Origin of the sequence: Actinoplanes sandaracinus (genome assembly GCF_030009775.1) — a bacterium.
GTDB classification, from domain to species: domain Bacteria; phylum Actinomycetota; class Actinomycetes; order Mycobacteriales; family Micromonosporaceae; genus Actinoplanes; species Actinoplanes sandaracinus.
On the sequence record NZ_JASCTH010000008.1, the window covers coordinates 36,110 to 58,160 of the forward strand.

Annotated in this window: 23 protein-coding genes; 15 read left to right on the forward strand and 8 right to left on the reverse strand. The window is 70.7% G+C overall.

Annotated features, from left to right (window positions below; translation table 11 throughout):
* On the reverse strand, positions 1-1,071 hold the full coding sequence (gene dapE, locus QLQ12_RS13660) for a succinyl-diaminopimelate desuccinylase (RefSeq protein ID WP_282759959.1): 1,071 nt from the start codon (positions 1,069-1,071) through the stop codon (positions 1-3).
* Between the two features lie 67 nt (positions 1,072-1,138).
* Between dapE and dapD the strand changes: the two genes are divergently transcribed.
* The gene (gene dapD / locus QLQ12_RS13665; RefSeq protein ID WP_282759960.1) at positions 1,139-2,086 is read left to right on the forward strand and encodes a 2,3,4,5-tetrahydropyridine-2,6-dicarboxylate N-succinyltransferase; all 948 of its coding nucleotides are present in this window, start codon (positions 1,139-1,141) and stop codon (positions 2,084-2,086) included.
* A 73-nt stretch (positions 2,087-2,159) separates the two neighbouring features.
* Here dapD and QLQ12_RS13670 read toward each other — a convergent pair whose 3' ends face one another.
* The gene (locus QLQ12_RS13670) at positions 2,160-2,978 is read right to left on the reverse strand and encodes a LysR family transcriptional regulator ArgP (RefSeq protein ID WP_282759961.1); all 819 of its coding nucleotides are present in this window, start codon (positions 2,976-2,978) and stop codon (positions 2,160-2,162) included.
* A gap of 70 nt (positions 2,979-3,048) precedes the next feature.
* Between QLQ12_RS13670 and QLQ12_RS13675 the strand changes: the two genes are divergently transcribed.
* The 8 genes from QLQ12_RS13675 (at position 3,049) to QLQ12_RS13710 (ending at position 10,269) form a co-directional block, all read left to right on the forward strand.
* The gene (locus QLQ12_RS13675; protein WP_282759962.1) at positions 3,049-3,648 is read left to right on the forward strand and encodes a LysE/ArgO family amino acid transporter; all 600 of its coding nucleotides are present in this window, start codon (positions 3,049-3,051) and stop codon (positions 3,646-3,648) included.
* 47 nt (positions 3,649-3,695) lie between these two features.
* Complete coding sequence (locus QLQ12_RS13680) at positions 3,696-4,730, forward strand: DNA polymerase III subunit beta family protein (protein ID WP_282760398.1); 1,035 nt, start codon at positions 3,696-3,698, stop codon at positions 4,728-4,730.
* Between the two features lie 94 nt (positions 4,731-4,824).
* Positions 4,825-5,574, forward strand: coding sequence for a class I SAM-dependent methyltransferase (locus QLQ12_RS13685; protein ID WP_282759963.1), 750 nt, complete (start codon positions 4,825-4,827; stop codon positions 5,572-5,574).
* Positions 5,575-6,134: 560 nt separating this feature from the next.
* Complete coding sequence (locus tag QLQ12_RS13690) at positions 6,135-6,560, forward strand: hypothetical protein (RefSeq protein ID WP_282759964.1); 426 nt, start codon at positions 6,135-6,137, stop codon at positions 6,558-6,560.
* A gap of 76 nt (positions 6,561-6,636) precedes the next feature.
* Positions 6,637-7,131: a hypothetical protein gene (locus QLQ12_RS13695; protein ID WP_282759965.1), complete on the forward strand. Its 495-nt coding sequence runs from the start codon at positions 6,637-6,639 to the stop codon at positions 7,129-7,131.
* A gap of 187 nt (positions 7,132-7,318) precedes the next feature.
* The gene (locus tag QLQ12_RS13700; protein ID WP_282759966.1) at positions 7,319-7,588 is read left to right on the forward strand and encodes a hypothetical protein; all 270 of its coding nucleotides are present in this window, start codon (positions 7,319-7,321) and stop codon (positions 7,586-7,588) included.
* Positions 7,589-8,629: 1,041 nt separating this feature from the next.
* A complete protein-coding gene (locus tag QLQ12_RS13705; protein ID WP_282759967.1) occupies positions 8,630-9,244 on the forward strand; it encodes a hypothetical protein in 615 nt (204 codons plus the stop codon).
* A gap of 35 nt (positions 9,245-9,279) precedes the next feature.
* The gene (locus QLQ12_RS13710; RefSeq protein ID WP_282759968.1) at positions 9,280-10,269 is read left to right on the forward strand and encodes an SDR family oxidoreductase; all 990 of its coding nucleotides are present in this window, start codon (positions 9,280-9,282) and stop codon (positions 10,267-10,269) included.
* 115 nt (positions 10,270-10,384) lie between these two features.
* Here the strand turns inward: QLQ12_RS13710 and QLQ12_RS13715 are convergent, their stop codons facing one another.
* Genes QLQ12_RS13715 through fdxA form a run of 3 tightly spaced genes read right to left on the reverse strand, consistent with a single transcriptional unit; the run spans position 10,385 to position 12,487 of the window.
* The gene (locus tag QLQ12_RS13715; RefSeq protein WP_282759969.1) at positions 10,385-11,035 is read right to left on the reverse strand and encodes an SIMPL domain-containing protein; all 651 of its coding nucleotides are present in this window, start codon (positions 11,033-11,035) and stop codon (positions 10,385-10,387) included.
* A gap of 22 nt (positions 11,036-11,057) precedes the next feature.
* Positions 11,058-12,164: a succinyldiaminopimelate transaminase gene (gene dapC, locus QLQ12_RS13720; protein WP_282760399.1), complete on the reverse strand. Its 1,107-nt coding sequence runs from the start codon at positions 12,162-12,164 to the stop codon at positions 11,058-11,060.
* Positions 12,161-12,487: a ferredoxin gene (fdxA, locus tag QLQ12_RS13725; protein ID WP_282759970.1), complete on the reverse strand. Its 327-nt coding sequence runs from the start codon at positions 12,485-12,487 to the stop codon at positions 12,161-12,163. The genes dapC and fdxA overlap by 4 nt, the downstream gene beginning before the upstream one ends.
* A gap of 84 nt (positions 12,488-12,571) precedes the next feature.
* Between fdxA and QLQ12_RS13730 the strand changes: the two genes are divergently transcribed.
* Entirely contained in the window at positions 12,572-13,531 is a 960-nt protein-coding gene (locus QLQ12_RS13730; protein WP_282759972.1) for a GNAT family N-acetyltransferase, read from the forward strand.
* A gap of 24 nt (positions 13,532-13,555) precedes the next feature.
* On the opposite strand, the gene QLQ12_RS13735 is transcribed toward QLQ12_RS13730, so the two are convergent.
* The 3 genes from QLQ12_RS13735 to mshB form a co-directional block, all read right to left on the reverse strand.
* The gene (locus tag QLQ12_RS13735) at positions 13,556-14,023 is read right to left on the reverse strand and encodes a hypothetical protein (protein WP_282759973.1); all 468 of its coding nucleotides are present in this window, start codon (positions 14,021-14,023) and stop codon (positions 13,556-13,558) included.
* A gap of 111 nt (positions 14,024-14,134) precedes the next feature.
* Positions 14,135-14,653, reverse strand: a complete 519-nt coding sequence (locus tag QLQ12_RS13740; RefSeq protein WP_282759974.1) for a hypothetical protein — start codon at positions 14,651-14,653, stop codon at positions 14,135-14,137.
* On the reverse strand, positions 14,650-15,528 hold the full coding sequence (gene mshB, locus QLQ12_RS13745) for an N-acetyl-1-D-myo-inositol-2-amino-2-deoxy-alpha-D-glucopyranoside deacetylase (RefSeq protein ID WP_282759975.1): 879 nt from the start codon (positions 15,526-15,528) through the stop codon (positions 14,650-14,652). Before mshB ends, QLQ12_RS13740 begins: the two co-directional genes overlap by 4 nt.
* 93 nt (positions 15,529-15,621) lie before the next feature.
* Between mshB and QLQ12_RS13750 the strand changes: the two genes are divergently transcribed.
* From QLQ12_RS13750 to QLQ12_RS13770, 5 genes are all read left to right on the forward strand, one after another.
* A complete protein-coding gene (locus QLQ12_RS13750; protein WP_282759976.1) occupies positions 15,622-17,382 on the forward strand; it encodes a S9 family peptidase in 1,761 nt (586 codons plus the stop codon).
* Positions 17,383-17,399: 17 nt separating this feature from the next.
* Positions 17,400-18,008: a Uma2 family endonuclease gene (locus QLQ12_RS13755; protein WP_282759977.1), complete on the forward strand. Its 609-nt coding sequence runs from the start codon at positions 17,400-17,402 to the stop codon at positions 18,006-18,008.
* A 32-nt stretch (positions 18,009-18,040) separates the two neighbouring features.
* The gene (locus QLQ12_RS13760) at positions 18,041-19,477 is read left to right on the forward strand and encodes a TldD/PmbA family protein (protein WP_282759979.1); all 1,437 of its coding nucleotides are present in this window, start codon (positions 18,041-18,043) and stop codon (positions 19,475-19,477) included.
* Between the two features lie 115 nt (positions 19,478-19,592).
* Entirely contained in the window at positions 19,593-21,050 is a 1,458-nt protein-coding gene (locus QLQ12_RS13765; RefSeq protein ID WP_282759981.1) for a TldD/PmbA family protein, read from the forward strand.
* A gap of 207 nt (positions 21,051-21,257) precedes the next feature.
* On the forward strand, positions 21,258-22,049 hold the full coding sequence (locus QLQ12_RS13770; protein ID WP_282759982.1) for a hypothetical protein: 792 nt from the start codon (positions 21,258-21,260) through the stop codon (positions 22,047-22,049).
* Positions 22,050-22,051: the final 2 nt, after the last annotated feature.

A 22,051-nucleotide genomic window follows, 5' to 3' on the forward strand; every position in this document is an offset into this window, starting at 1 on the left:
CTAGGAGGACAGCCAGCGGTACAGCGTGGCGGCGCCGTCGCGGATCTTCCCGATCTCGACGTGCTCGTCCGGCGCGTGCGCCAGCGCCGGGTCGCCCGGGCCGTAATTGAGCGCCGGGATGCCCCGGGCGGCGAACCGGGCGACGTCGGTCCAGCCCAGCTTGGCGGCCGGTTCGACGCCGATCGCGGCGAGGAACTCAGCCGCCGGGGCGGCGGTGAGGCCGGGCATGGCGCCGGGGGCCGAGTCGGTGACCTCCAACTCGAAGCCGTCGAACACCTCGCGCAGGTGGGCCACGGCCTGCTCTTCCGAGCGGTCGGGGGCGAACCGCAGGTTGACGTCGACGGCACACTCGTCGGGTACGACGTTGCCGGCCACGCCACCGGAGATCCCGACCGCGTTCAGGCCTTCCCGGTAGGTGCAGCCGTCGATGGTCACGGTGCGCGGGTGGTACGCGTCGAGCCGTCGCAACACCTCACCGGCCGCGTGGATGGCGTTGACCCCGCGCCAGGACCGCGCCGTGTGTGCCCGCCGGCCCGAAGTGCGCACCCGTGCCTGCATGGTGCCCTGGCAGCCGGCCTCGACCGCGCCGTACGTCGGTTCCAGCAGCACCGCGAGGTCGGCCTGGAGCCACTCGGGGTGTTCCCGGGCGACCAGGTTGAGGCCGTTGAACTCGGAGTCGATCTCCTCGGACTCGTAGAACAGGTAGGTGACGTCGTAACGCGGGTCGGGCAGGGTGACGGCCAGGTGCAGGGCGAGCGCGACGCCGCTCTTCATGTCGGAGGTGCCGCAGCCGTAGATGAGGTCGTCGACGACGGTGGACGGCAGGTTGCCGTTGACCGGGACGGTGTCGAGGTGCCCGGCGAGGATCACCCGCTGTTCGCGGCCCAGCCTGGTGCGGGCCATCACCGTGTTGCCGACGCGGCGCACGCTCAGGTGGGCGGCCTGGTTGAGGACGTCCTCGACGAAGTCGGCGATCGCCTTCTCGTCGCGGGAGACGGACTCGACGTCGACCAGTGCACGGGTGAGTACGACCGGGTCGACCAGCACGTCCGGGGTAAGCGGGTTCGCCATGAGCGCACCATACCGGGGGGCCACGACGCCGCCGATCACTCGTTCAGGGTCCGGTAGGGTTCGGTTCGTGGAAACCGCGATCTCGACTTCGCCCGCCTGGGGCATCGGCCTCGCCACCGTGACCGCCGAGGGACAGGTGCTGGACACCTGGTTCCCGGCCGGATACCTGGGCCTCGGCGAGGAACCGGCCGCCGCGCCGGTGCTTCCGGCCGGGCTGACCGGCCCCAAACTGCTTTCCGGCCTGAGCACGGTCGAGGTTCGGGTGGTGGTCAAGTCGCTGGCCGACCCGATCGCCGACGCCTCCGACGCCTACCTGCGCCTTCACGTGCTGTCACACCGTCTGGTCGAGCCGAACAAGCTCAATCTGGACGGTGTCTTCGGCAAGCTGGCGAACGTGGCCTGGACCTCGGCCGGCCCGTGTCCGCCGGAGCGGGTCGACGAGCTGCGCTTCCTGGAGCGCGTGGCGGGCCGGCAGTTGGCGGTGTACGGCGTGGACAAGTTCCCCCGCATGATCGACTACGTGGTGCCGTCCGGCGTGCGGATCGCCGACGCCGACCGGGTCCGCCTCGGCGCCCACCTGGCCTCCGGCACGACCGTCATGCACGAGGGATTCGTCAACTTCAACGCCGGCACGCTCGGCACCTCGATGGTCGAGGGCCGGATCGTGCAGGGTGTGGTGGTCGGCGACGGCTCCGACATCGGCGGCGGCTCGTCGATCATGGGCACGCTGTCCGGCGGCGGCAAGGAGAAGGTGCGGATCGGTGAGCGCAGCCTCCTCGGCGCGAACGCCGGCGTCGGCATCTCGCTCGGCGACGACTGCGTGGTCGAGGCGGGCACCTACATCACCGCCGCCTCGAAGATCACGCTGCCCGACGGCCGTGTGGTGAAGGCCATCGAGCTGTCCGGTGTGAACAATCTCCTGTTCTGGCGCAACTCGGTGTCCGGCGCGCTGGAGGCCCGGTCGCGCAAGGGCACCGGCATCGAGCTGAACAGCGCGCTGCACGCCAACGACTGATCGCGTCGCGGTGCCGGCTGCCCGCCGGCACCGCTGACACCCCTCGGGTGGGACGGCCTCAGGGCAGTGCTTCTCACCGCAATACCTCGGCGGCCGCCGCCTGGACCTCGGCCGTCAGCCTGTCCAGCACCTCGGACCTGAGCCGCCAGCGCTGCCAGTAGAGCGGGACGTCCAGGTGCCGGCCGGGCCGGATCTCGACGAGGCGCCCGGCTTCCAGGTGCGGCCGGGCCTCGTGTTCGAAGAGCATGCCCCAGCCGAGGCCCAGCAGCAGGGACCGGTTGAACGCGGCCGTCGCCGGCAGGTAGTGGATCGACGGCTCCTGGCGCCGGCCGAGGAACCGGTGCTGGAGCCGGTCCTTGCGGTTGTAGACGAGCATCGGCGCGGCGCCCGGATCGGACACGTCGAGGCCGGGCGCGGCCACCCCGAGATAGCGCATGACGCCCAGCTTCTCCACGCGACAGCCCTGCACCGGCACGTGGTCGGCGGTGACGGCGGCCATCGCGGTGCCGTTGCGCAGCAGGTCGGCGGTATGGTCCTGATCGTCGATGTGCAGCTCGAACAGCACTCCGGGAACCCTGGTGAGCACCGGCAGGAACCAGCTGTCCAGCGAGTCCCCGTTGACGACCACGGAGATCCGGGTGTCGTCGCGAGCCTGGTCGAGGGCCTCTCGTTCGAGCAACGCGACCTGCCCGGCGAAGCGGAGCAGCGCCTCCCCCGCGGTGGTCGCGGTGCACGGTTTGGCGCGCCGGACCAGCACCTGGCCGACGGTCTGCTCCAGCGCCTTAATCCGCTGACTGACCGCCGACGGTGTGATGTGCAACGCACGGGCCGCGGCCTCGAAACTACCCTGCTCCACGACGGCCTGGAAGGTCGCCAACTGCACCTGATCCACGTTAGGGAAACTAATCCATCGTCAGAATGATTAGCTGGAGACGTGGCAACTCCGACCGTAGCGTCGGGGCATGCTCTCCTCCGCTATAGCCGGTTTTGTCGCGTCTGCCGTTCTCATCATCGCCATCGGCGCCCAGAACGCGTTCATCCTGCGTCAGGGACTGCGGGGGGAGCACGTACTCCCAGTGGTGTTGATCTGTGCTTTCTCGGACCTGGCGCTGATCTCCGCCGGCATCGCCGGGCTCGGCGCGGCGATCAACGCGCACCCGCAACTGATCACGGTGATCCGCTACGCCGGCGCCGCCTTCCTGCTCGGGTACGCCGTGCTGGCCGCCCGCCGGGCGATGCGCCCGCAGACACTCGACCCGGCCGGGAAGGCGCCGACGACCCTGCGGGCCACACTGCTCACCTGCCTGGCCCTGACCTACCTCAACCCGCACGTCTATCTCGACACCGTGCTGCTGCTCGGCTCGGTCGCCCAGCAGCACGCCAACCGATGGGCGTTCGGCCTGGGCGCGGCCGTCGCCAGCCTCACCTGGTTCGCCGGCCTCGGCCTCGGCGCGCGGTGGCTGGCCCCGCTGCTGGCCCGGCCGTCCGCCTGGCGGGTGCTCGACGGCTCGATAGCGCTGGTCATGGCAGCGCTGGGGACGGCTCTCGTCGTGCAAGCTTGACTCTCGATCAGGTCTAGACACCAAGGTTCGGTGACGTGGAGAGCGACATGCGAGGCATCGGCGAGACGGCCCGCGCCAGCGGGCTGAGCGTCAGCGCACTGCGGTTCTATGACGGCGCGGGCGTGCTGGTCCCGGCAGCGGTGGATCCGTCGACCGGCTACCGCCGGTACACCGGCGAGCAGATCAGAGCGGCCCGGCTCATCGCCGGGCTGCGGCGGGTGGGCATGCCGGTCGCCGAGATCGCGAGCGCGGTTCAAGACCTGCAAACCCCGGCTCTGGTACGGGCGAAGCTCGACGCCCACCTGCTCCGGCTGGAATCCGGTCTCGCCGACGCCAAACGTGAGCTTCTCCGCCTTCACACCCTGCTCGACCTGGAGGAGAACCTGATGACCCGGATCACCCTGACCGCCGCCGACCTGTCCGCGGCCCTCGGCGCCGTACTGTTCGCCGCCGCCGGAGCCGCCGACCCGATTCCGCCGGGCGTGCTGCTGGAGACCGACGACGGCATCGTCACGCTGGTCGCGACCGACCGCTACCGGATCGCCGTCGCCACCGCGCCGGCCACTGTGGAGGGATCCGCGGCACGGCTGTTCCTGCCGTACGCCCTGGCCGAGGAGTTGCACGGCATCCGCTCCGGCGGGATCGCCCTGGACCTGACCGCCGACCTGGTGACGGCCCGCGCCGGCGACCGGACCGTCGAGGGCAAACCGATCGATCTCGACTTCCCCGACTACCGCCGACTGATGGCCGTCGACGGCCGCCAGGTCACCGTCGACGCCGCCGAACTGCGGGAACTGCTCGCCGCCGCTCCCCCGATCGACCGGGAGCACGAGGGCCGGCCGTACCCGGTGTCGGTCCTCGCCGTCGATCCGGCCGGCGCCGTGCGGGTCGCCGGAGCGGACGAGTGGGCCGCCGACACCGAGGCTCACATCGCGGTCAACCGCGAGTTCCTGCTTCAGGCCCTGGACGCGGGCGGCCCCGGACAGCTCGTGCTCGAACTCGACGGTCCGGTCAAACCGCTGGCCCTACGGCCGGTGAGCGGGGAGTCCCGTTTCTCGCTCCTCATGCCGGTCCGCCACTGACTCTGGTAACCGTTCAGCCACAGTCCGGCACCGGTACCGGAAAGGGTGCGCAATGGAGTCGCTGCCGGTGACTCCACCCGGATACGTTCGGTCCGTGCGCAGCAACCGGCAGGAGCAAGAGCTCAACGCCGCGGCTACCGGCGCCTCCATGACCGGGTGGGAATTCGCCTGGCTGGACGGCCTGGCCGTGGCGTCCGAGCCCTCCTGGTCGTACCTCGACATAGTCCGCCCCCTGCTGCGCCGGGCCGCCAGCGTGCTCGACCTCGACACCGGCGGCGGCGAGTTGCTCGCCGAGTTGGCCCCGCTCCCGCCGCGCACCGTCGCGGTGGAGACGTGGGCACGCAACACCCCGGCCGCACGGGAACGGCTCGCCCCGTTCGGGGTCGCGGTGCAGACCGAGCTGCCGTCCGAGGAGAACGAGTTCGACCTGGTGCTGAGCCGGCACGGGCGGCTCCCGGCCGCTGACATCGCCCGGCTCCTCAAGCCGGGCGGCGTGCTGCTCACCCAGCAGGTCGGCAGCGACGACCTGGCCGAGTTGAACAACTCCCTCGGCGCCCCGCCGCCGCATCCGCGACGGTGGGACGCCGAGGTGGCGGCCGCCACGCTGTGGGCGGCCGGGCTGCGGGTCACCGACGTGCGCGAGGAGCATCCGCTCCTCACGTTCCACGACATCGCCGCGGTGGTCCATCACCTGCGCTCGGTGCCGTGGCAGATCAGAGACTTCACCCCGGTGCGGTATGAACGTGAGCTCGCCCGGCTGTCGGCGGTCATCCGGGCGCGGGGCACCTTCACGGCGCGCGCTCACCGGTTCCTCGTGCAGGCCGAGCGACCGACAGAGGCATAGCGCACAAGCCTCTTTCAGAGGAGCCGCGTCACCAGGCGGCCTAATCCATTCGGGTTTCCGGACCGGAAATTGTTCCGAGACCGATCCTGCTTTCGCGTCGAAACGGTGCCGTAACTTCACGTTTCCCGCGTCGCCCGAGGGCTGATCGGGCGTTTCCGGCAATCCGAGCACGGCTCGGGCTTGCGCCGGCTCACGGTTGCTGCCATGCGGCCATCGCCGCAGGTCGCGCCGAATCTCATCGATCTTGTCGAGGGCCCGCGGCGATCGACGCGGCGGACGTCCTCATACCTTCGGGGTAGCCGAGACGGATCGGGCCCGCCGCCGTCTCGCACGCAACAGGCCGACGGTACGGACGATCGTCGACTCAGGACGAGTCGGTCATCTTTGTCGCAGCGCCGGGTGGCCTTGTGGGCCCCGGCGACAAACCGATTAACGACGTGCACCCCGATTCAGTCGCTCATGACTTGTGCGGGTGCTGCACTCGCTTATCCCGTTCCAGGAGGAACATCCCCATGCGTAAGTACACCAAGCGCTCCGCCGCCCTCATCTCCGCCGCCGTCGTGGCCGTCAGCGGCGGAGCGGCTTGGGCCGTCTGGAGCCTCACTGGCACCGGTTCGGCAGAGGCCACCGCCGGATCGGTCGCGACGCTCACCGTCACCGGCGCGAGCACCACCGCACTCGTTCCGGGCGCGGTGACCGACGTCACCTTGAGCGTGACCAACCCGAACAAGTTCCCGGTCAAGATCACCAGCATCACCTTCAGCGGCTTCGGGAGCGACAAGGCCGGATGCGCGGGGACGAACGTTGAGCAGACCGCAGCCCTTGTACCGGCCGGCCTGATCGTTCCGGCCGCGACGGGAAGCCCGTCCGTGACCCCTGTCGACTTCCCTGCGTCGCTGAAGATGATCGCCAATGCCGCGAACGAGTGCCAGGGGGCCAAGTTCACCTTCAGCACGGACCTCGGTGCGGAGAGCGCCGCAGCTTGACCCAACCGAGGCCGGAGAGGCGGTTCCCGTCTCTCCGGCCTTTCGCACGGATCGATCACTAAGACGGGAGTGGAAGGTGCTGGTATCCGCGCTACGGGCGAAGTCCATGGTGGCCGCGGCGGTCATCACCGCTCTGACCATCAGCGGTGGTGCGGCATGGGCGTTCTGGAGGCTGTCCGGCACCGGCAACGGAACCGCCTCTGCTGGATCAGCCGTCGAACTGCGGGCGACCGGCCGACCTGACCCCGATGTCCCGCTGCACCCTGGGGCCCGATCGAATCTGTTCGTCACCATCCGCAACGACAACCGATTCCGGGTGATCGTCGACCGGGTGCAGCCCCATTCGGTGGTGGTAGCGGCCGACCCGGCGCATCGCGACGCGGGGTGTATTCAGTCCGGGGTATCGATGAGCAGCCCCTTTTACAGCGTCTCGGTGGAAATCCCGCCACAGTCCAGTTCGACCGTTCTCCTGTCGCGCGCGATCCGGATGGACAACACCTCGGACTCCGCTTGCCAGGGCGCCACATTCAGCGTGCCGCTCACTCTGACAGGTCGTAGCCGTGCTTCGTGACTTTCGCAGCTGGCGGGCTGCTCGACGATTGGTGGCAGCTGGGACAGCCGTGACCTGCACCTGGGTCGCGGCTGGTTCGCGTTCCGAAGCCATCGAAGTGGGACTCCCGGGAGGGGCGGCGTTCGCATTCGAGGTGCGCGGGACCAGCATGAAGGACTTTTATCCCGGCGCCATCAGGAGTACGAGGGTGACCGTGACAAATCCCTACCCCTTTCCGATCAACGTGCATTCGATTCAGGCGCGGGTCGCCGAGACCTCGAGATGGCGGTGCAAGCCGACCGCGACAAACCTGAAGGTCGGGCCCTTCAGCGGGAGGTTGCCGCTGGCTGTGTCGGCGCGCGGCCAGAAGGCTGCCGGGGAACTCGAGGTGACAATGCCGAAAACGGTCGCTGATGCGTGCCAGAAGGCAACCTTCCGGCTGGTGTTCACGGCCACGGCGAGCAGGACGGCGCGGTGAGGCGGCAGACGGCGGCGTTGGTCGTCGCGGCTGGCGCCGTCGGAGCTGTCGCCATGGGCAGCGGGCTCACCGCGTGGGCCAACTGGTCGGTGAACTCGGCCAACGGGTGGGCCTCAGCCGAAGCCACCGCTCTGCCCGCCATGGACAGACCGGAGGCCAAGGTGGCCACCAAGACGCCTCGGGTGGACTGGGACGCGGTGAAGTTCGGGTCCGGGCACGCCGTCAGCGGGTATGTGGTCACCCGGCATGTGGGTGGCACTCAAGCGGAGGCATGCCGGGTCCCCGCAGTGACGCTGACCTGTTTGGATTCCGGGGCGGAGCCGGGGAGCAGGGTGACCTACACGGTTCGAGCGATCGCCGGGGACCGGTGGACGGGGCCGGCGAGTGCGGCCAGCGTGGAGCGTCAGGTGCCGGGCAAGTCGGCTGAGTCCAGCCTTGCGGCAGGGGCTCCGTCGAACGAGGTCCTCGGGGCGGAGGGGACGTCCGGAAACACGACCACCGACAGCGGGAACGCCGTGAGCGGGACGGGCCGAGCACACACGGGCGGGACGACCGGGAAAGTCACCGGCGGTAGTGGGACCGTGAGCAAGGCGCCGGCGAAGGGGGCCACGCCGGTGCCCGCACCGTCGGCGTCGTCTTTGACGGCGACTCCCGGGACGGCGTCGCCGTCGCCGTCGGTGACGGGCGGCGAGGGTGCGGGGGTCGGGAAGCCTGAGTGATCCTCGCGTGTCCGGGCTCGTTGTGCGACGGGACCGGCAGGCATCGGCGCTGGATTAACCGGTTACAGGGGAACCTCGGCGAGATCATCGGGCGGTGGCCCGAATCGGTTTCGTCACCCCTCGGAGGTAAGCCGTATAGGCAGACCTGTCCGATTTATGCGCCAGAAGGGCGGACGGAAAACCGATCACATCGGACATCTCTGTCGGGGAACGTTATATGAGCGCCGAACCCGGCATCTTTCCCACCGGCCCTTCGAGGAGGAACGAGCCGCATGCCCGACCCGAGCGATGCCCGCGCGGCGGCCACCACCGAGGTTGCTTCGTGAATCGGCGCGACACTCTATCGGGCTTCACCGAGAGCGACGGCCCGTCGCCTTCGCACATCGAGCTGGAACCCTCGGATCACGAGGAGCCGACCTGGGAGGTGCGGCAGCCCGGTCCTCGGCGCCGCTTCGACCGGCGGGCCCGGATGATCCTCAGCGCGGCGGCGATCGCCGCGCTTCTCGCCAACGCGGGCGCGGCCTGGGCCTACTGGCGGTTCAACGGTCCGTCCGAGGAGGACCGGTGGTCGTCCGGCGGGACCGACGTGGAAGTGGCGATCAGCGCAACCTCTGATCCGAACCGGCCGCTGCGGGCGGGTGGGGACGGCAACCTGACGGTCACGGTGACCAACCAGCATCCGGCGCCGGTGCACCTCTTCCTGATCAAGCCGGGGCCGGGCGAAGTGGTCGCCGACGACGCGCACCGGCGGGCGGGCTGTGTCGATCCGCGGGTGGAGCTGACACAACGGACGTTCCCGGTGTCGTGGGAGGTGCCGAAGAACACGATCGGCGCCTTCATCCTGCCGGGGGCCCTCACCATGCGGCCGGGTGGGCCGGCCGCCTGCCAGGGTGCGACGTTCACGGTGCCGGTGCGGGCACAGGCCGTACGACCCTGAGGTTTCTCTCGCGGCGCACCGGTCACTAGCGGGTTATGGCTATCTCGGTGGTGACCGGCGCGAGCGCCGGAATCGGGCGCGCGGTGGCTCGCGCGCTGGCGGCCCGCGGCGACAGCGTCGCTCTGCTCGCGCGCGGCGGTGAGGGGTTGGCGGCGGCGGCCGAGGAGGTACGCCGTGCCGGCGGTACCGCTCTCCCGATCGAGGTGGACGTCGCCGACTTCGACGCGGTGGACGCCGCCGCGGACCGGATCGAACGCGAGCTCGGCCCGATCGACCTGTGGGTGAACAACGCCTTCTCCAGCGTGTTCGCCCCGTTCGCGGAGATCAAGGTGGACGAGTTCGCCCGGACCACCGAGGTCGCCTACCTCGGCTATGTGCACGGGACGAAGGCCGCGCTGTCCCGGATGCTGCCCCGCGACCGGGGCGTGGTCGTGCAGGTCGGCTCGGCGCTCGCCTACCGTGGCATCCCGTTGCAGAGCGCCTACTGCGGGGCGAAGCACGCGGTGCAGGGCTTCACCGAGTCGGTACGAGTCGAGCTGCTGCACGACAAGAGCAACGTGCACGTGACGATGGTGCAGATGCCGGCGGTCAACACACCGCAGTTCCGCTGGGTGCTGTCCCGGCTGCCGCGGGAGGCACAGCCGGTGCCGCCGATCTACCAGCCCGAGGTGGCGGCGCGGGCCGTCGTCTACGCGGCCGAGCACCCGAGACGGCGGGAGTACTGGGTGGGTGGCTCGACGATGCTGACGCTGGCCGCGAACGCGGTGGCGCCCGGCCTGCTCGACCGCTATCTGGCCTGGCAGGGTTACGGCAGCCAGCAGACCGGCGAGCCCCGTGACCCGGACGCTCCGGCGAACCTGTGGGCCCCGGCCGATGAGGACCGGGACGCCGGCGCCCACGGCGTATTCGACGACTCGGCCAAGAGCCGCAGCCCGCAACTGTGGGCCTCGCAGCACCACGGCACGCTCGCGATGCTGGCCGGTGGGTTGTTCACGGCGTGGGCCGTACGCGCGCTCAGACGTTGATCCGGTGGCGTTCGGTCGCCGACGGCCTGCCTGGGGCGTCCTCGGGTTTCGGGGCGGCCCGGTCGTCGGCGGCCACGCCGGTCGTCACCGGCGCCACGGACGGGGTGGCCGTGGATCAGGCTCGCAGGACCGTCGGCTCGGTGATGGTGACCCGCACCCGGACGTGCGCCTCGACCGCCTGCTGCCGCGGGTCCAGGTCGAAGGCGAGCCCGCTCTCCTCGACGTCGGCCATTCCCCCGGCGGCCCGCATCATCATCGGATGCGCGTCGGCGGCCTCGGCGTCCGAGATCTCGACGATGCGGTCCAGTTCGGAGCCGACGGCGGCGGCATACTCCCGGGCGCGTTCCAGCGCGTCGGTGACGGCCTCGCGGCGCACGTCGGCGCCGGCCCTGCTGCCCGGCCGGAGTTGCCACCAGGGGCCGGAGACCGACGTGGACTCGCCGGCGGCGAGTTGCGCCAGCAACTCGCCGAGGGGGTCGAAGTCGGAGACCGTCACCGTGGTGGTGACCGAACCCGCGTGGGTCACGCTGCGCTCGCTGCGCCGCCGGTACTCCGGGTACACGTGGAGTCCGGTGGTCTCCCGGCGCTCGACGGCCGCGCCGTAACGGTCGAGGATCTCACCGACCTCGGCCGCCCGCTCGGTGAGGCGGGCGACCACGGTCGGCTTGTCACGGTCTTTCGCCGAGACCGTCACGGAGAAGACGGCCTGCTCCGGGGGCACCTCACGGCGCGCCTCGCCATGGACGGTCACGATCGTCTTATCCATGGCGAGACTCCCTCGGTCGGGTCTAGTCGGTGAGCGGCTCCGCGAGGCGGTCGGCCGCGGCCGCCACCCGCTCGTCGCTCGCGGTCAAGGCTATCCGCACGTGGCGGGCAGCGGCCGGGCCGTAGAAGGCGCCGGGTGCGGCCAGGATGCCGCGGCGGGCGAGCCGGTCGACGGTCACCCAGCAGTCCTCGTCGCGGGTCGCCCACAGGTAGAGGCCGGCCTCCGAGAAGCTGATCTCGAAGCCGGCCTTGACCAGCGCGGACCGCAATGTGTCACGGCGGGACGCGTAACGGGCACGCTGCTGCGCCACGTGCGTCTCGTCGGTCAGCGCGGCGACCATGGCGGCCTGCACCGGAGCCGGGACGATCATGCCGGCGTGCTTGCGCACCGCCAGCAACTCGCCCACCAGGGCCGGGTCGCCGGCCACAAATCCGGCCCGGTAACCGGCCAGATTGGAGCGCTTGGAGAGGGAGTGCACGGCCAGCACTCCGGTGTAGTCGCCGCCGGTCACCTCGTCGGCGAGCACCGAGACCGGTGTGGTGTCCCAGCCCAGCGACACGTAACACTCGTCGCTGACCACGGTGACGCCACGCTCGCGGGCCCAGTCGACCACCTTGCGCAGGTGCTCGACGGGGAGCACCTTGCCGGTCGGGTTGGACGGCGAGTTGATCCAGATGAGCTTCACCCGCCGGTCCGGTCCGATCGCGGTCAGCGAGTCGGCGCGGATCACCTCAGCGCCGGCCAGGCGGACGCCCACCTCGTACGTCGGGTAGCAGACGGACGGGATGACCACCACGTCGCCGGGACCGACCCCGAGCAGCGTGGGCAGCCAGGCGACCAGTTCCTTGGAGCCGATCGTGGGCAGCACGCCGAGCTCACCGGACGCCCGGCACTCCCGCGCCAGCCAGCCGGCGATCGCGGCCCGCAGTCGCGGTGTGCCGGCGGTCAGCGGGTAACCGGGCGAGTCGGACGCGTCCGCGAGGGCCTGCCGGACGGATGCGGGGACCGGGTCGACAGGCGTGCCGACCGACAGATCCACGATGCCGCCCGGGTACCCCGCGGCGATCGCCTTGGCCGGCTCCAGCAGGTCCCAGGGGAAATCCGGCAGGGCCGACGACAGCGCGCTCAGTGTGCGTCCCCGCGCGGCGGCTGGGCGCCCACGAACGTCGCGTCCTTGTCGATCTTGCCGACCTTGGAGGCGCCACCGGGCGAACCGAGATCCTCGAAGAACTCGTAGTTCGCGTTCGTGTAGTCCTTCCACTGCTCCGGGACGTCGTCCTCGTAGAAGATCGCCTCCACCGGGCAGACCGGCTCGCAGGCCCCGCAGTCGACACACTCATCGGGGTGGATGTAGAGCATCCGGTTGCCCTCGTAGATGCAGTCGACCGGGCACTCCTCGATGCACGCCTTGTCGAGAACATCGAGGCAGGGCTCAGCGATGATGTAGGTCACGGGTCTTTCCCTTCAAAGCCACGCCGCGGGAACCGCCGACGACAAATTGCAGAGCACTAGTATTCCCGCCGAGGGAGGTAATACGTGCTCCGACAGCAGGATGTGGGACACCGGGTGGTGGTACGGCGAATTGTAGGCGTAACCGGGGACCGGACGCTCTACACGGATGCGCTCGGCGAGCTCGTGGACCTGACGGAGACCGATCTCACACTCGCCACCGCCAAAGGCACCCTCCGAGTGCCGCTGCGCGAGGTGCACCGGGCCAAGCGGGTGCCGCCCGCCCGCCGCCCGCACGCGACCGCGGTCATCGCCCTCGAACTCGCCGCCGACGAGGCGTGGCCCGCCCCGGTGCGCGGCCGGCTGGGCGGCTGGCTGCTGCGAGCCGCCGACAACTGGACCGGCCGGGCGAACTCGGCGCTCGCCGTCGGCGACCCCGACCGTCCGCTGGAGGCGGCGATCGACGCGGTCGTCAAGTGGTACGGCGAACGCGGCCAGCAACCCCTGATCAACGCACCGATGCCGCTCGCCGCCCCGGTCAACGCGGCCCTCGACGACCGTGGCTGGACCAGCCGGCCGCTGACGCTGGTGCAGACCGCCTCCCTCGCCCCGATCCTGGCCGAACCCGCCCGCACCGACCTGCCGCCGGCCGACCTGGCCGACTCGGCCGGCGACGACTGGTACGCCATGGTCGCCGACCACAAGGGCGCCCTGCCGGGGACCGCGCTGAGCATCCTCAACGGCGTACCGGAGAAGGTGTTCGCCCACGTCCGCGACGCGGACGGCGACCTGCTCGCGGTGGCCCGGGGCGCGGTGACCGGACCGGACCGCTGGCTCGGTGTGTCGCTGCTGCAGACGGCCCCGGCCGCACGGCGACGCGGCCTGGGGCGGCACGTGGTGCGCGGGCTGGCGCAGTGGGCGGCGCAGCGCGGAGCCACGCGCGCCTACCTCCAGGTGGAGGAGCGGAACACGGCGGCGGTCGCGCTGTACGGCCGGCTCGGGTTCAGCACCCACCACACGTACCTGACCAGGGAAGCCCCACTGTAGCGACGGCTCTCTAGCGGCGGCTCTCTAGCGGCGGCGGACCACTCGCCGGGGGCGGGCCTTGCGGGCTTCCGTGTACGCCTTCAGGGCCTTGGAACGGTAGTCGCGGCCCAGCATCACGGCGATCCAGTAGCCGATCACCGAGCCCACGATCGCGCAGGCGGAGTAGAGCCAGATCTGAGCGAAGAAGTCGCCGGCGCCGTTCGCGAACGGGCCGTGACCACTGACGAACGGTCCGGCCAGAACGGTCAGAGCCATGCCGCCGAGCGCGCCGAAGCCCACGTCGGGCAGCCACTGGCTCGGCTTCTGCTGCTGCGAGCGGACGAACGTGAGGCCGCCGAGGACCAACGCGATCACCGCGAACATCGCGATCGAGGCCAGCCCCTGCGCGTCGCCGTCGTCCGCACCGATGCGGATCGCCAGCCTGGCGACCACGTTGATCGCGAACAGGGCGACGGCCAGCACCGTGATCCGGAACCAGGGCTGCTGCCTCATCTCGTCCTCCAGAAAAGAGCACCGGAAATCTGCGTGGCGGGATCTTAGCGCCCGGGCACACCGGTGAGCCTCGATCTCCCGGCCATCTTCACCGATGGCGCGCGAGGATTCCTAGACCCCGCCTGAGAGTTCGCTGCCAGTCGCGGCCGGCTTGGCCAACGGCTTCAGAATCATCCGATACGAGTACACGGCGAACGTCAGGCTGCCGGCCAGGATCATCACCAGCGCCACCCAGTTCGTCGCGCCGAGCAGATAGTCGCCCTCGGTCGACCGGGTGCCGGCGGCGGCGAACATCAGCAGGGTCCACAACGCCCACGGCGGGCCGACCGCCCAGCGCCGCCCGGTCGTGGTCACGGCGAACCAGGCGATGGCCAGATTGGCGCCGATCGCCAGCGGCACGGCCAGCGGAAGCGGGGCGCCGCCGCCCTCGTAGGGGGAGTCGCCGCTGAGCATCTGCTCGAACGCGCCGATCCGCAGGGCGCTCAGCTCCAGCTCGAGGAACGCGGTGACCACGGTGGCGATGATCGAGATGATGACGCCGGCCGCCCGGATGACGGTGTCCCACCCCGCCCAGGGCTGCCGGGGCGGCGCTTCGGGCCGGACCTCCGGCAGCGTCTCCGGCTCGGTCATTCGCCGGCCGCGGACACGCCGCTGAACAGGTCGTTCTCCCAGCCGAACGGCCCCGACCCGGTGCCGCGCGCACCCTTCACGAGGGTGTAGTACTCCACGCCCATGAACTCGCCGCCGAAGTCGCCGGCGATGCCGTAGAGCCAGGAGTTGTCCGGGATCTGGGTGGCGTGGGCACGCATCGCCGCGGTCTTCTGCGCGTAGTGGTCGGTGCCGTCGATGCGGGCCGCGATCTCCTCGTCGGGGGTGCCGAACGGCAGATCCTCGACTTTCTCCACCTCGGCGAACGGGTTGCTCTCCGACTCGCGGAACGCCTCCATGCCGTCGCGGAGCACGCTCTGCGGCATGGCCGTCCAGTAGATCTTCTCCGGGCCGTCGGCGCCGGCCAGCTCGGCGGCACGCATCGCGACCCGGTGCGCCTGGATGTGGTCCGGATGACCGTAGAAGCCGTTCTCGTCGTAGGTGATCATCACCTGCGGGCGGACCTCGCGCATGATCTCGACCAGGTGGGCGGCCGCCTCGTCCAGGTCGGCCTGCCAGAACGCCCGTGGGTGCTCGTTGGTCGGCAGGCCCATCATGCCGGAGTCGCGGTAGCGCCCCGAACCGCCGAGCATGCGGTGGTCGGAGACGCCGAGCGCGGCACAGGCGCGCTCCCACTCGACCAGGCGGTAACCGCCGAGCTGATCGGAGTGGGCGGCGCCGAGCTGGGCCAGCTCCGGCACATGGATCTCGCCCTCCTCACCGAGGGTGCAGGTCACCAGGGTCACGTGGGCGCCGGCGGAGACATAGTGCGCCATGGTCGCGCCGGTGCCGATGACCTCGTCGTCGGGGTGCGCGTGGACCAGCAGCAGGCGGCGGGCGGGCAACTCTTGAGTCACGGCGGATACTGTACGCGCGACCACCGACAGGTTCGGTTCACCAGCCCGCGGTTTGCCCGGCGCGAGTCGCCCCCGATCGGCGATGCTGGGGGCGTGGAGTACCCGTACGCCGTGACCGTCGGGGCCGATGGCGCCCGAGTCGTGTTCCTGCGCTCGTCCGAACTCTGGCTACTCGACCTGCCCACCGGCGTGGAGCGGCGGGTGGGCGGCGGGCCGGTCGAGTCGTACGCGACCGACCGCGACGCCCGGACCGCCGCGTTCGTCCGCGACGGGCGGCTGTTCCGGGCCGACCTGATCGAGGGCACGGTCACCACACTGCCCACGGCCGGCCCGGCCCACGACGCCCGGCCGAACCCGTCCGGCGACTCCATCGGCTACGTGACCGACCACACCGGCGCGGCGTCGCTGCACGTCACCGGGCCGGACGGGGACCGGCTGCTGGCCGGCGAGCCGGGCAACGCGTGGCGCGAACACGGCGGGACGACCTCGTGGGGGATGCCGGGGGCGTCGGCCGGCGACTTCGGGCGCACCCGCGGATGGTGGTGGGCTCCCGACGGCAGTCAGATCCTCGCCGTCCGCAGCTCCCGGTCCACCAGCCTGCACCTGCTCGACCTCGACTACGGCTGGGTCGACGTGCACTGGGACCGGGAGACGTACCCGTACCTGGCCCAGGTGCGCTGGGCGGGCGGCGGGCCGCTGATCACCGTGCTGCGCCGGATGCAGCAGCACGGCCTCGTCCTCTCGATCGACCCGCGCACCGGGGAGACCCAGGTGCACGCCGAACTCGCCGACGCCCGCTGGGTCGAGCCGATCCCGGGCACGCCGCGGCACCTGCCGGACGGCCGGGTGCTGGTCGGCGGCGAGCTGGCGCACGACGGTTTCGACGCCCGCTGTCTGTTCGCCGACGGAAGCCTGCTCACCCCGCCCGGGCTGTACGTGCGCCGGGTGGCCGGCACGCTCCCCCGCGACGGCGGGCCGGCCGGGGCCCCGGACCTGATCGTCGAGGGCAGCCTGGGCGATCCCGCGGTGCGGGAGGTGTTCCGGGTGCGTACCGCGCTCGGCGGCGGCGGGCCGGAGGTCACCCGGGTGACCACGCTGACCGGGCCGGACCGGGTCACCGTCGGCGGCGACGTGCTGGTGGCGGGCAACCGGGTCTGGCAGGGCGACCGGGTCGTCACCCTGCGGGCGGAGGTCCCGGAACCTTCGCACCGCCCCGAACCGGTCCTCGAACGGGTCACCGACCGGCGGCTGCCGGCGGCGGTCCTCTACCCCACCGGCCACGTCAGCGGGACCAGGCTCCCGGTGCTGGTCACCTTCGGTGACGGCCCCGGACACCAGCAGGTCCTCGCGGACCCCGCGGCCTGGCAGGAGCGGCAGCGTTGGGCCGACTCCGGCTTCGCCGTCGTCAGCATCGATTCCCGGGGTACGCCCGGAGTGGCGCCCAGTTTCGAGAAGGCGGTGCACCGGCGGCTCGCCGACGTGGTGCTCGCCGACCAGGCCGACGCCCTGCACGCGCTGCACGGCAAACACCCCGACCTGGACCTCAGCCGGGTGGCGGCGCTCGGCCGGGGGCTCGGCGGGTGGCTGGCGGCGCTCGCGGTGCTGCGCCGGCCGGACGACTTCCACCGGGCGGTCGCCCGGGAGCCGATCACCGACTGGGCCGAGCTGCCCGTGCCGGTCGCCGAGCGCTATCTGGGTGATCGGGCCGACTCCCCCGACGTGTACGCCCACCACTCGCTCAGCGAGGCCGGCAGCTCGTCCGCCGTCCTGCTGGTGGGTGTCGAACTCCCGCGCTTCCCGTCGCTGGCTGCCGCGACCTTCGAGGAAGAGCTAACCTTCCTGAACAGGTGGTAGTCATGAGGAGGGTTGTCATGGAGCCAGATGATGTGCGACAGTTGGCGCACGACAAGACGGGAGACGCCATGACACCTTCCCTCCTCCTCGATCACGTGAAGCCCTGGACCGAGTCGGAGTTCCTGGCTATCGGCGAAACGTCTGAGCGCATCGAGCTCTTCGACGGGAGCCTGCACGTGACACCCGGCCCGACACCGACCCATCAACACATTTCCACCAAGCTGGCGTTCGCTCTGACCGCACCCGCGGAGGCGATCGGCCTCTTCGTACATGAGGCCATCAATCTCCGGGTCGGCATCGATCGGATCCCCATTCCCGACCTCGCGATAACCACGATGATCGACTTCGATGAACCCATCGTCGACGCATCGGTGGCGCGTCTGGTCTGCGAGATCCTCTCGCCGTCCAACTCCACCACCGACAAAGTGCTGAAGATGCACTACTACGCCGAGGCCGGCATCCCGTGGTACCTGCTGGTCGAGCCCAAAACGGCGACCCTACGTCTCCACCGGCTCGATGACGGCAAGTATCTGGAGTACGCCACGGCGGCTCCCGGCACGTTACTGAAGATGACCGAGCCCGTCGCGGTGACCATCGATCCGACAGATCTGCTTCCGCCGGGCTGAAACTGTCGCGCCCGCCGCATAGGGTCGGGCGCATGACCCACTTCGATGAGGCGGGGGCGGCGGTGCAGGCCGCGCTCGACGCCGGCGCTCGCTATGCCGACGCTCGTGTGATGGTGCGGCGGTCCGAGACCATGTCGGCACGTGACGGCGACGTCGAGGATCTCGGCTTCGACGAGAGTGCCGGCCTGGGCGTGCGGGCCCTGGTCGGCTCCAGTTGGGGCTTCTACGCCGTGCCCGATCTGACCGATCCCTCCGCCCGCGCCGCCGGGCTCCGCGCCGCGCGGATCGCCGCGGCCAGCGCGGCGGTCCCGGGCCCGCCGGCCGACCTGATGCCGACCCGCGCCGTGGTGGCGAGCTGGGCTAGCGACTGCGTGATCGATCCGCTCGGCGTGCCGCTGTCCGACAAGGGCGATCTGCTGGTCCGGGCGACCGCCGCGGCCAAGGCGGCGGGCGCCGACGTGGCCGAGGCCAACTACGCGGTGTGGGACACCCGGAAGTGGTTCGCCTCCAGCGAGGGCCACCGCATCGACCAGCACATCCGCGAGTGCGGCGCGGGAGTCACCGCGACCGCCGTCGGCGACGGCGAGGTGCAGCGCCGGTCTTGGCCGTCGTACGGCGGCCAGTTCGGCACCCGCGGCTGGGAGCTGGTGCACGAGCTCGACCTGGTCGGCAACGCGCCGCGGATGGCCGAGGAGGCGCGGGCGTTGCTGACCGCCCCACGCTGCCCGTCCAGCGAGACCACCCTGGTGCTCGGCGGCGAGCAGTTGGCCCTGCAGATCCACGAGTCGGTGGGGCACGCCATCGAGCTGGACCGGATCCTCGGCTGGGAGGCGGCGTTCGCCGGCACGAGCTGGCTCGACCTGAGCCGCCTCGGTTCGCTGCGGTACGGCTCCGAGCTGATGAACATCACCATCGACCCGACCTTCCCGGGCGCTCTGGGGAGCTTCGGCTTCGACGACGAGGGCACCCCGGCCGCCAAGCGGCACGCGGTCCGCGACGGCGTCTGGGTGGGAGTGCTGGCCGGGCGTGACTCGGCGGCGGTCGCCGGTCTCGACTACGCGGGCAGCGTCCGTTCCGACGGCTGGTCCCGGCTACCGATGGTCCGCATGACGAATGTCGGCCTGGAGCCCGGCCCGCACTCGCTCGACGAGATCATCGCGGCCACCGACGACGGCGTCTTCATGGACGTCAACCGCTCCTGGTCGATCGACGACCGCCGGCTGAACTTCCAGTTCGGCTGCGAGATCGGTTACGAGATCAAGAACGGCAAGCTGGGCCGCATGTTGCGTAACCCGACCTACACCGGGATCGGCCCGAAATTCTGGCAGTCGATGGACATGCTCTCCGGCGAGACGATCGCCTGGGGCACGCCCAACTGCGGCAAGGGTCAGCCCGGCCAGATCGGGCACACCGGGCATCCGACGGCGCCGGCCCGGTTCACCAACGTGAGGGTGGGGGTGCACGGATGAGCGAGTTCCAGGGCTCATGGCCGCGTCGCAGCCGAGGTGGCGGCGCGCTTCCGAGCGCGTCATCCAGCACGGTTCGACACTCATGGCGGCGCCGGAGCGAAGCGGAGGTGACGGCGTGAACGGGGAAAGCGGACGGGCGGGCGCCGAGCTGGAATTGGCGGCCCGGGTCATCGAGCTGGTCCGGAAGCTGGCCGGGCATGCGTGCGAGGCCGAGGTGAACGTGCGGCACGAGGCCGAGGCGCTGACCCGGTTCGCGAACTCGGCGATCCACCAGAACGTGGCTTCGGCGGCTACCAGCCTCCGGTTGCGGCTCCACTCCGACGGCCGCACGGCCGGCGGCTCGACGACGCTGACCAGCACCGACGACCTGCGGACGCTGGTGGAGCGCACTCTCGCCGCCGTGCGCGTGTCGCCGCCCGACCGGTCGTGGGCGGGCCTGGCCCCGCCGGCCCCGCCGCGTCTGTCGGCGGGTCATCCGGGTTCGGGCGAGCGGTCCGGGCTGGGGTTCGGCTTCGACGAGGCGACCGCGCGGGCCGATCCGGCCGACCGTGCCGAGCGGGTCCGCGATTTCGTCCGGGCCGCCGGCGGGCTGGAGACGGCCGGATATTGCCGGACGGTCTATGTGTCGGCGGCGTTCGCCAACAGCGCGGGCCAGGCGGTCGAGGGCCGGATGGCCGATGCCGCGATGGACGGCATCGCGCGGTCCGACGGCGCCGACGGCGTGGCCCGGCTGGCCGCCGCGAGGCTGGCCGATCTGGACGGTGCGGTGCTCGGCGCTCGAGCCGCGGCGAAGGCCCGCGCCGCGAGCCGGCCGGTCGAGCTGCCGCCGGGGCACTACGAGGTGGTGCTGGAGCCGGACGCGGTCAAGGACGTGCTGGAGAACCTGGCGATCTTCGGGTTCGACGGCAAGGCCCACAACCAGCAGCAGAGTTTCGCCGAGCTGGGCAAGGCGCAGTTCGACCCGTCGGTGACCATCGTGGACGAGCCGCTCGGCAGCCGCGAGGAGCCGGCCGCCGATCTGCCGTTCGACGACGAGGGCACCCCGCGCCGTCCGTTGGTGCTGGTCCGCGACGGGGTGACCATGGCGGTGACGCATGACCGCACCTCGGCGGCTCAGGCGGGCGCCGAGTCGACCGGGCACGCCTCGCCGGTCTCCCGGTCGTGGGGTCCGCACGCCTCGCACATGCGCCTGGAGGCGACGTCGGCGCCGGGCGTCAGACCCGGCACGGGTGACATCGACTCGATCGCCGAGTCGGCTCGCCCGCTGGTCGCCGGGATGCGCCGCGGCCTGCTCGTCACCGATCTCTGGTACACCCGTGTGCTGGACCCGAAAGCGTTGGTGGTGACCGGCCTGACCCGTAACGGTGTCTGGCTGGTGGAGGATGGCGAGGTCGTCTCGGCGGTGAGCAATCTGCGGTTCACCCAGTCCTATCCGCATGCGCTCGGCCCGGGCCGGGTGCTCGGGATCGGCGCCGGGACGGTGCTGCTGCCGGACTCGTGGGACCGCGCCCACTACGCCGCTCCCGCCCTGCATCTGGCGGAGTGGAACGTGACGGGCAACGCCTCGGGATGATCCACTAATTCATCGGCGATGATCACTGCGACTCGGGATGATGTTTTTGTGACCCAGTCCGCAAAGTGTCAGACCTTCGGCGTAACGTGTGCCCCACATCACTGTCGCGACGCGATGGCGGAGTGGGGCACCACTGTGTCCTGACCACGTCGCCCGCGGCCCTGCGCCGCACTGAAAAGGAAGCGCGGCACTGTTCAGGGGAGTGGAATGACGACGACGGCATCGAGGCCGGGCGGCGGCAAAGCCCGTGCGGCGATCACCGCCCGGACGCTGCGCACCGACCGCTGGTGGCTCGCGCCTCTGGTGACATTCATCGGGCTGAGCGCGTGGGTCACCTACGCGACCGTCCGGGTGTTCATGCACAAATGGTTCTTCGTGGAGGAGTACCTCTACCTGACGCCGTTCTACTCGCCGTGCATCACCGACGTGTGCGGCCCGGCGGCGGAGTTCGGCACCCCGCTCCCCGCGTTCTTCCTCATCCCGGAAGCGGCGTTCACCCTTCCGTTCCTGCTGCTCTTCCGCCTGACCTGCTACTACTACCGGAAGGCGTACTACCGGGCGTTCTGGCTGTCGCCGCCCGCCTGCGCGGTGCCCGACGGCCACAAGACGTACACCGGTGAGACCCGCTTCCCGCTGATCTTCCAGAACGCCCATCGCTACGCGTTCTACGCCGCGGTCATCATCTCGGTGATCAACACCTGGGACGCCGTGCACGCGCAGACGACCGGGCTGGGGCTGGGCAACCTGATCCTCTGGATCAACGTGATCATGCTGTGGGCGTACACGCTGTCCTGTCATTCCTGCCGCCACATCGCCGGTGGGCGGATGAAGCACTTCTCGAAACACCCGGTCCGCTACCGCTTCTGGACGTTCGTCTCGAAGCTCAACACCCGGCACATGCAGCTGGCCTGGATCACGCTCGGCACCCTGGCGCTGACCGACTTCTACATCATGGGTCTCGACGCCAACTGGTTCGACGACCTGCGCTTCATCAACTGAGG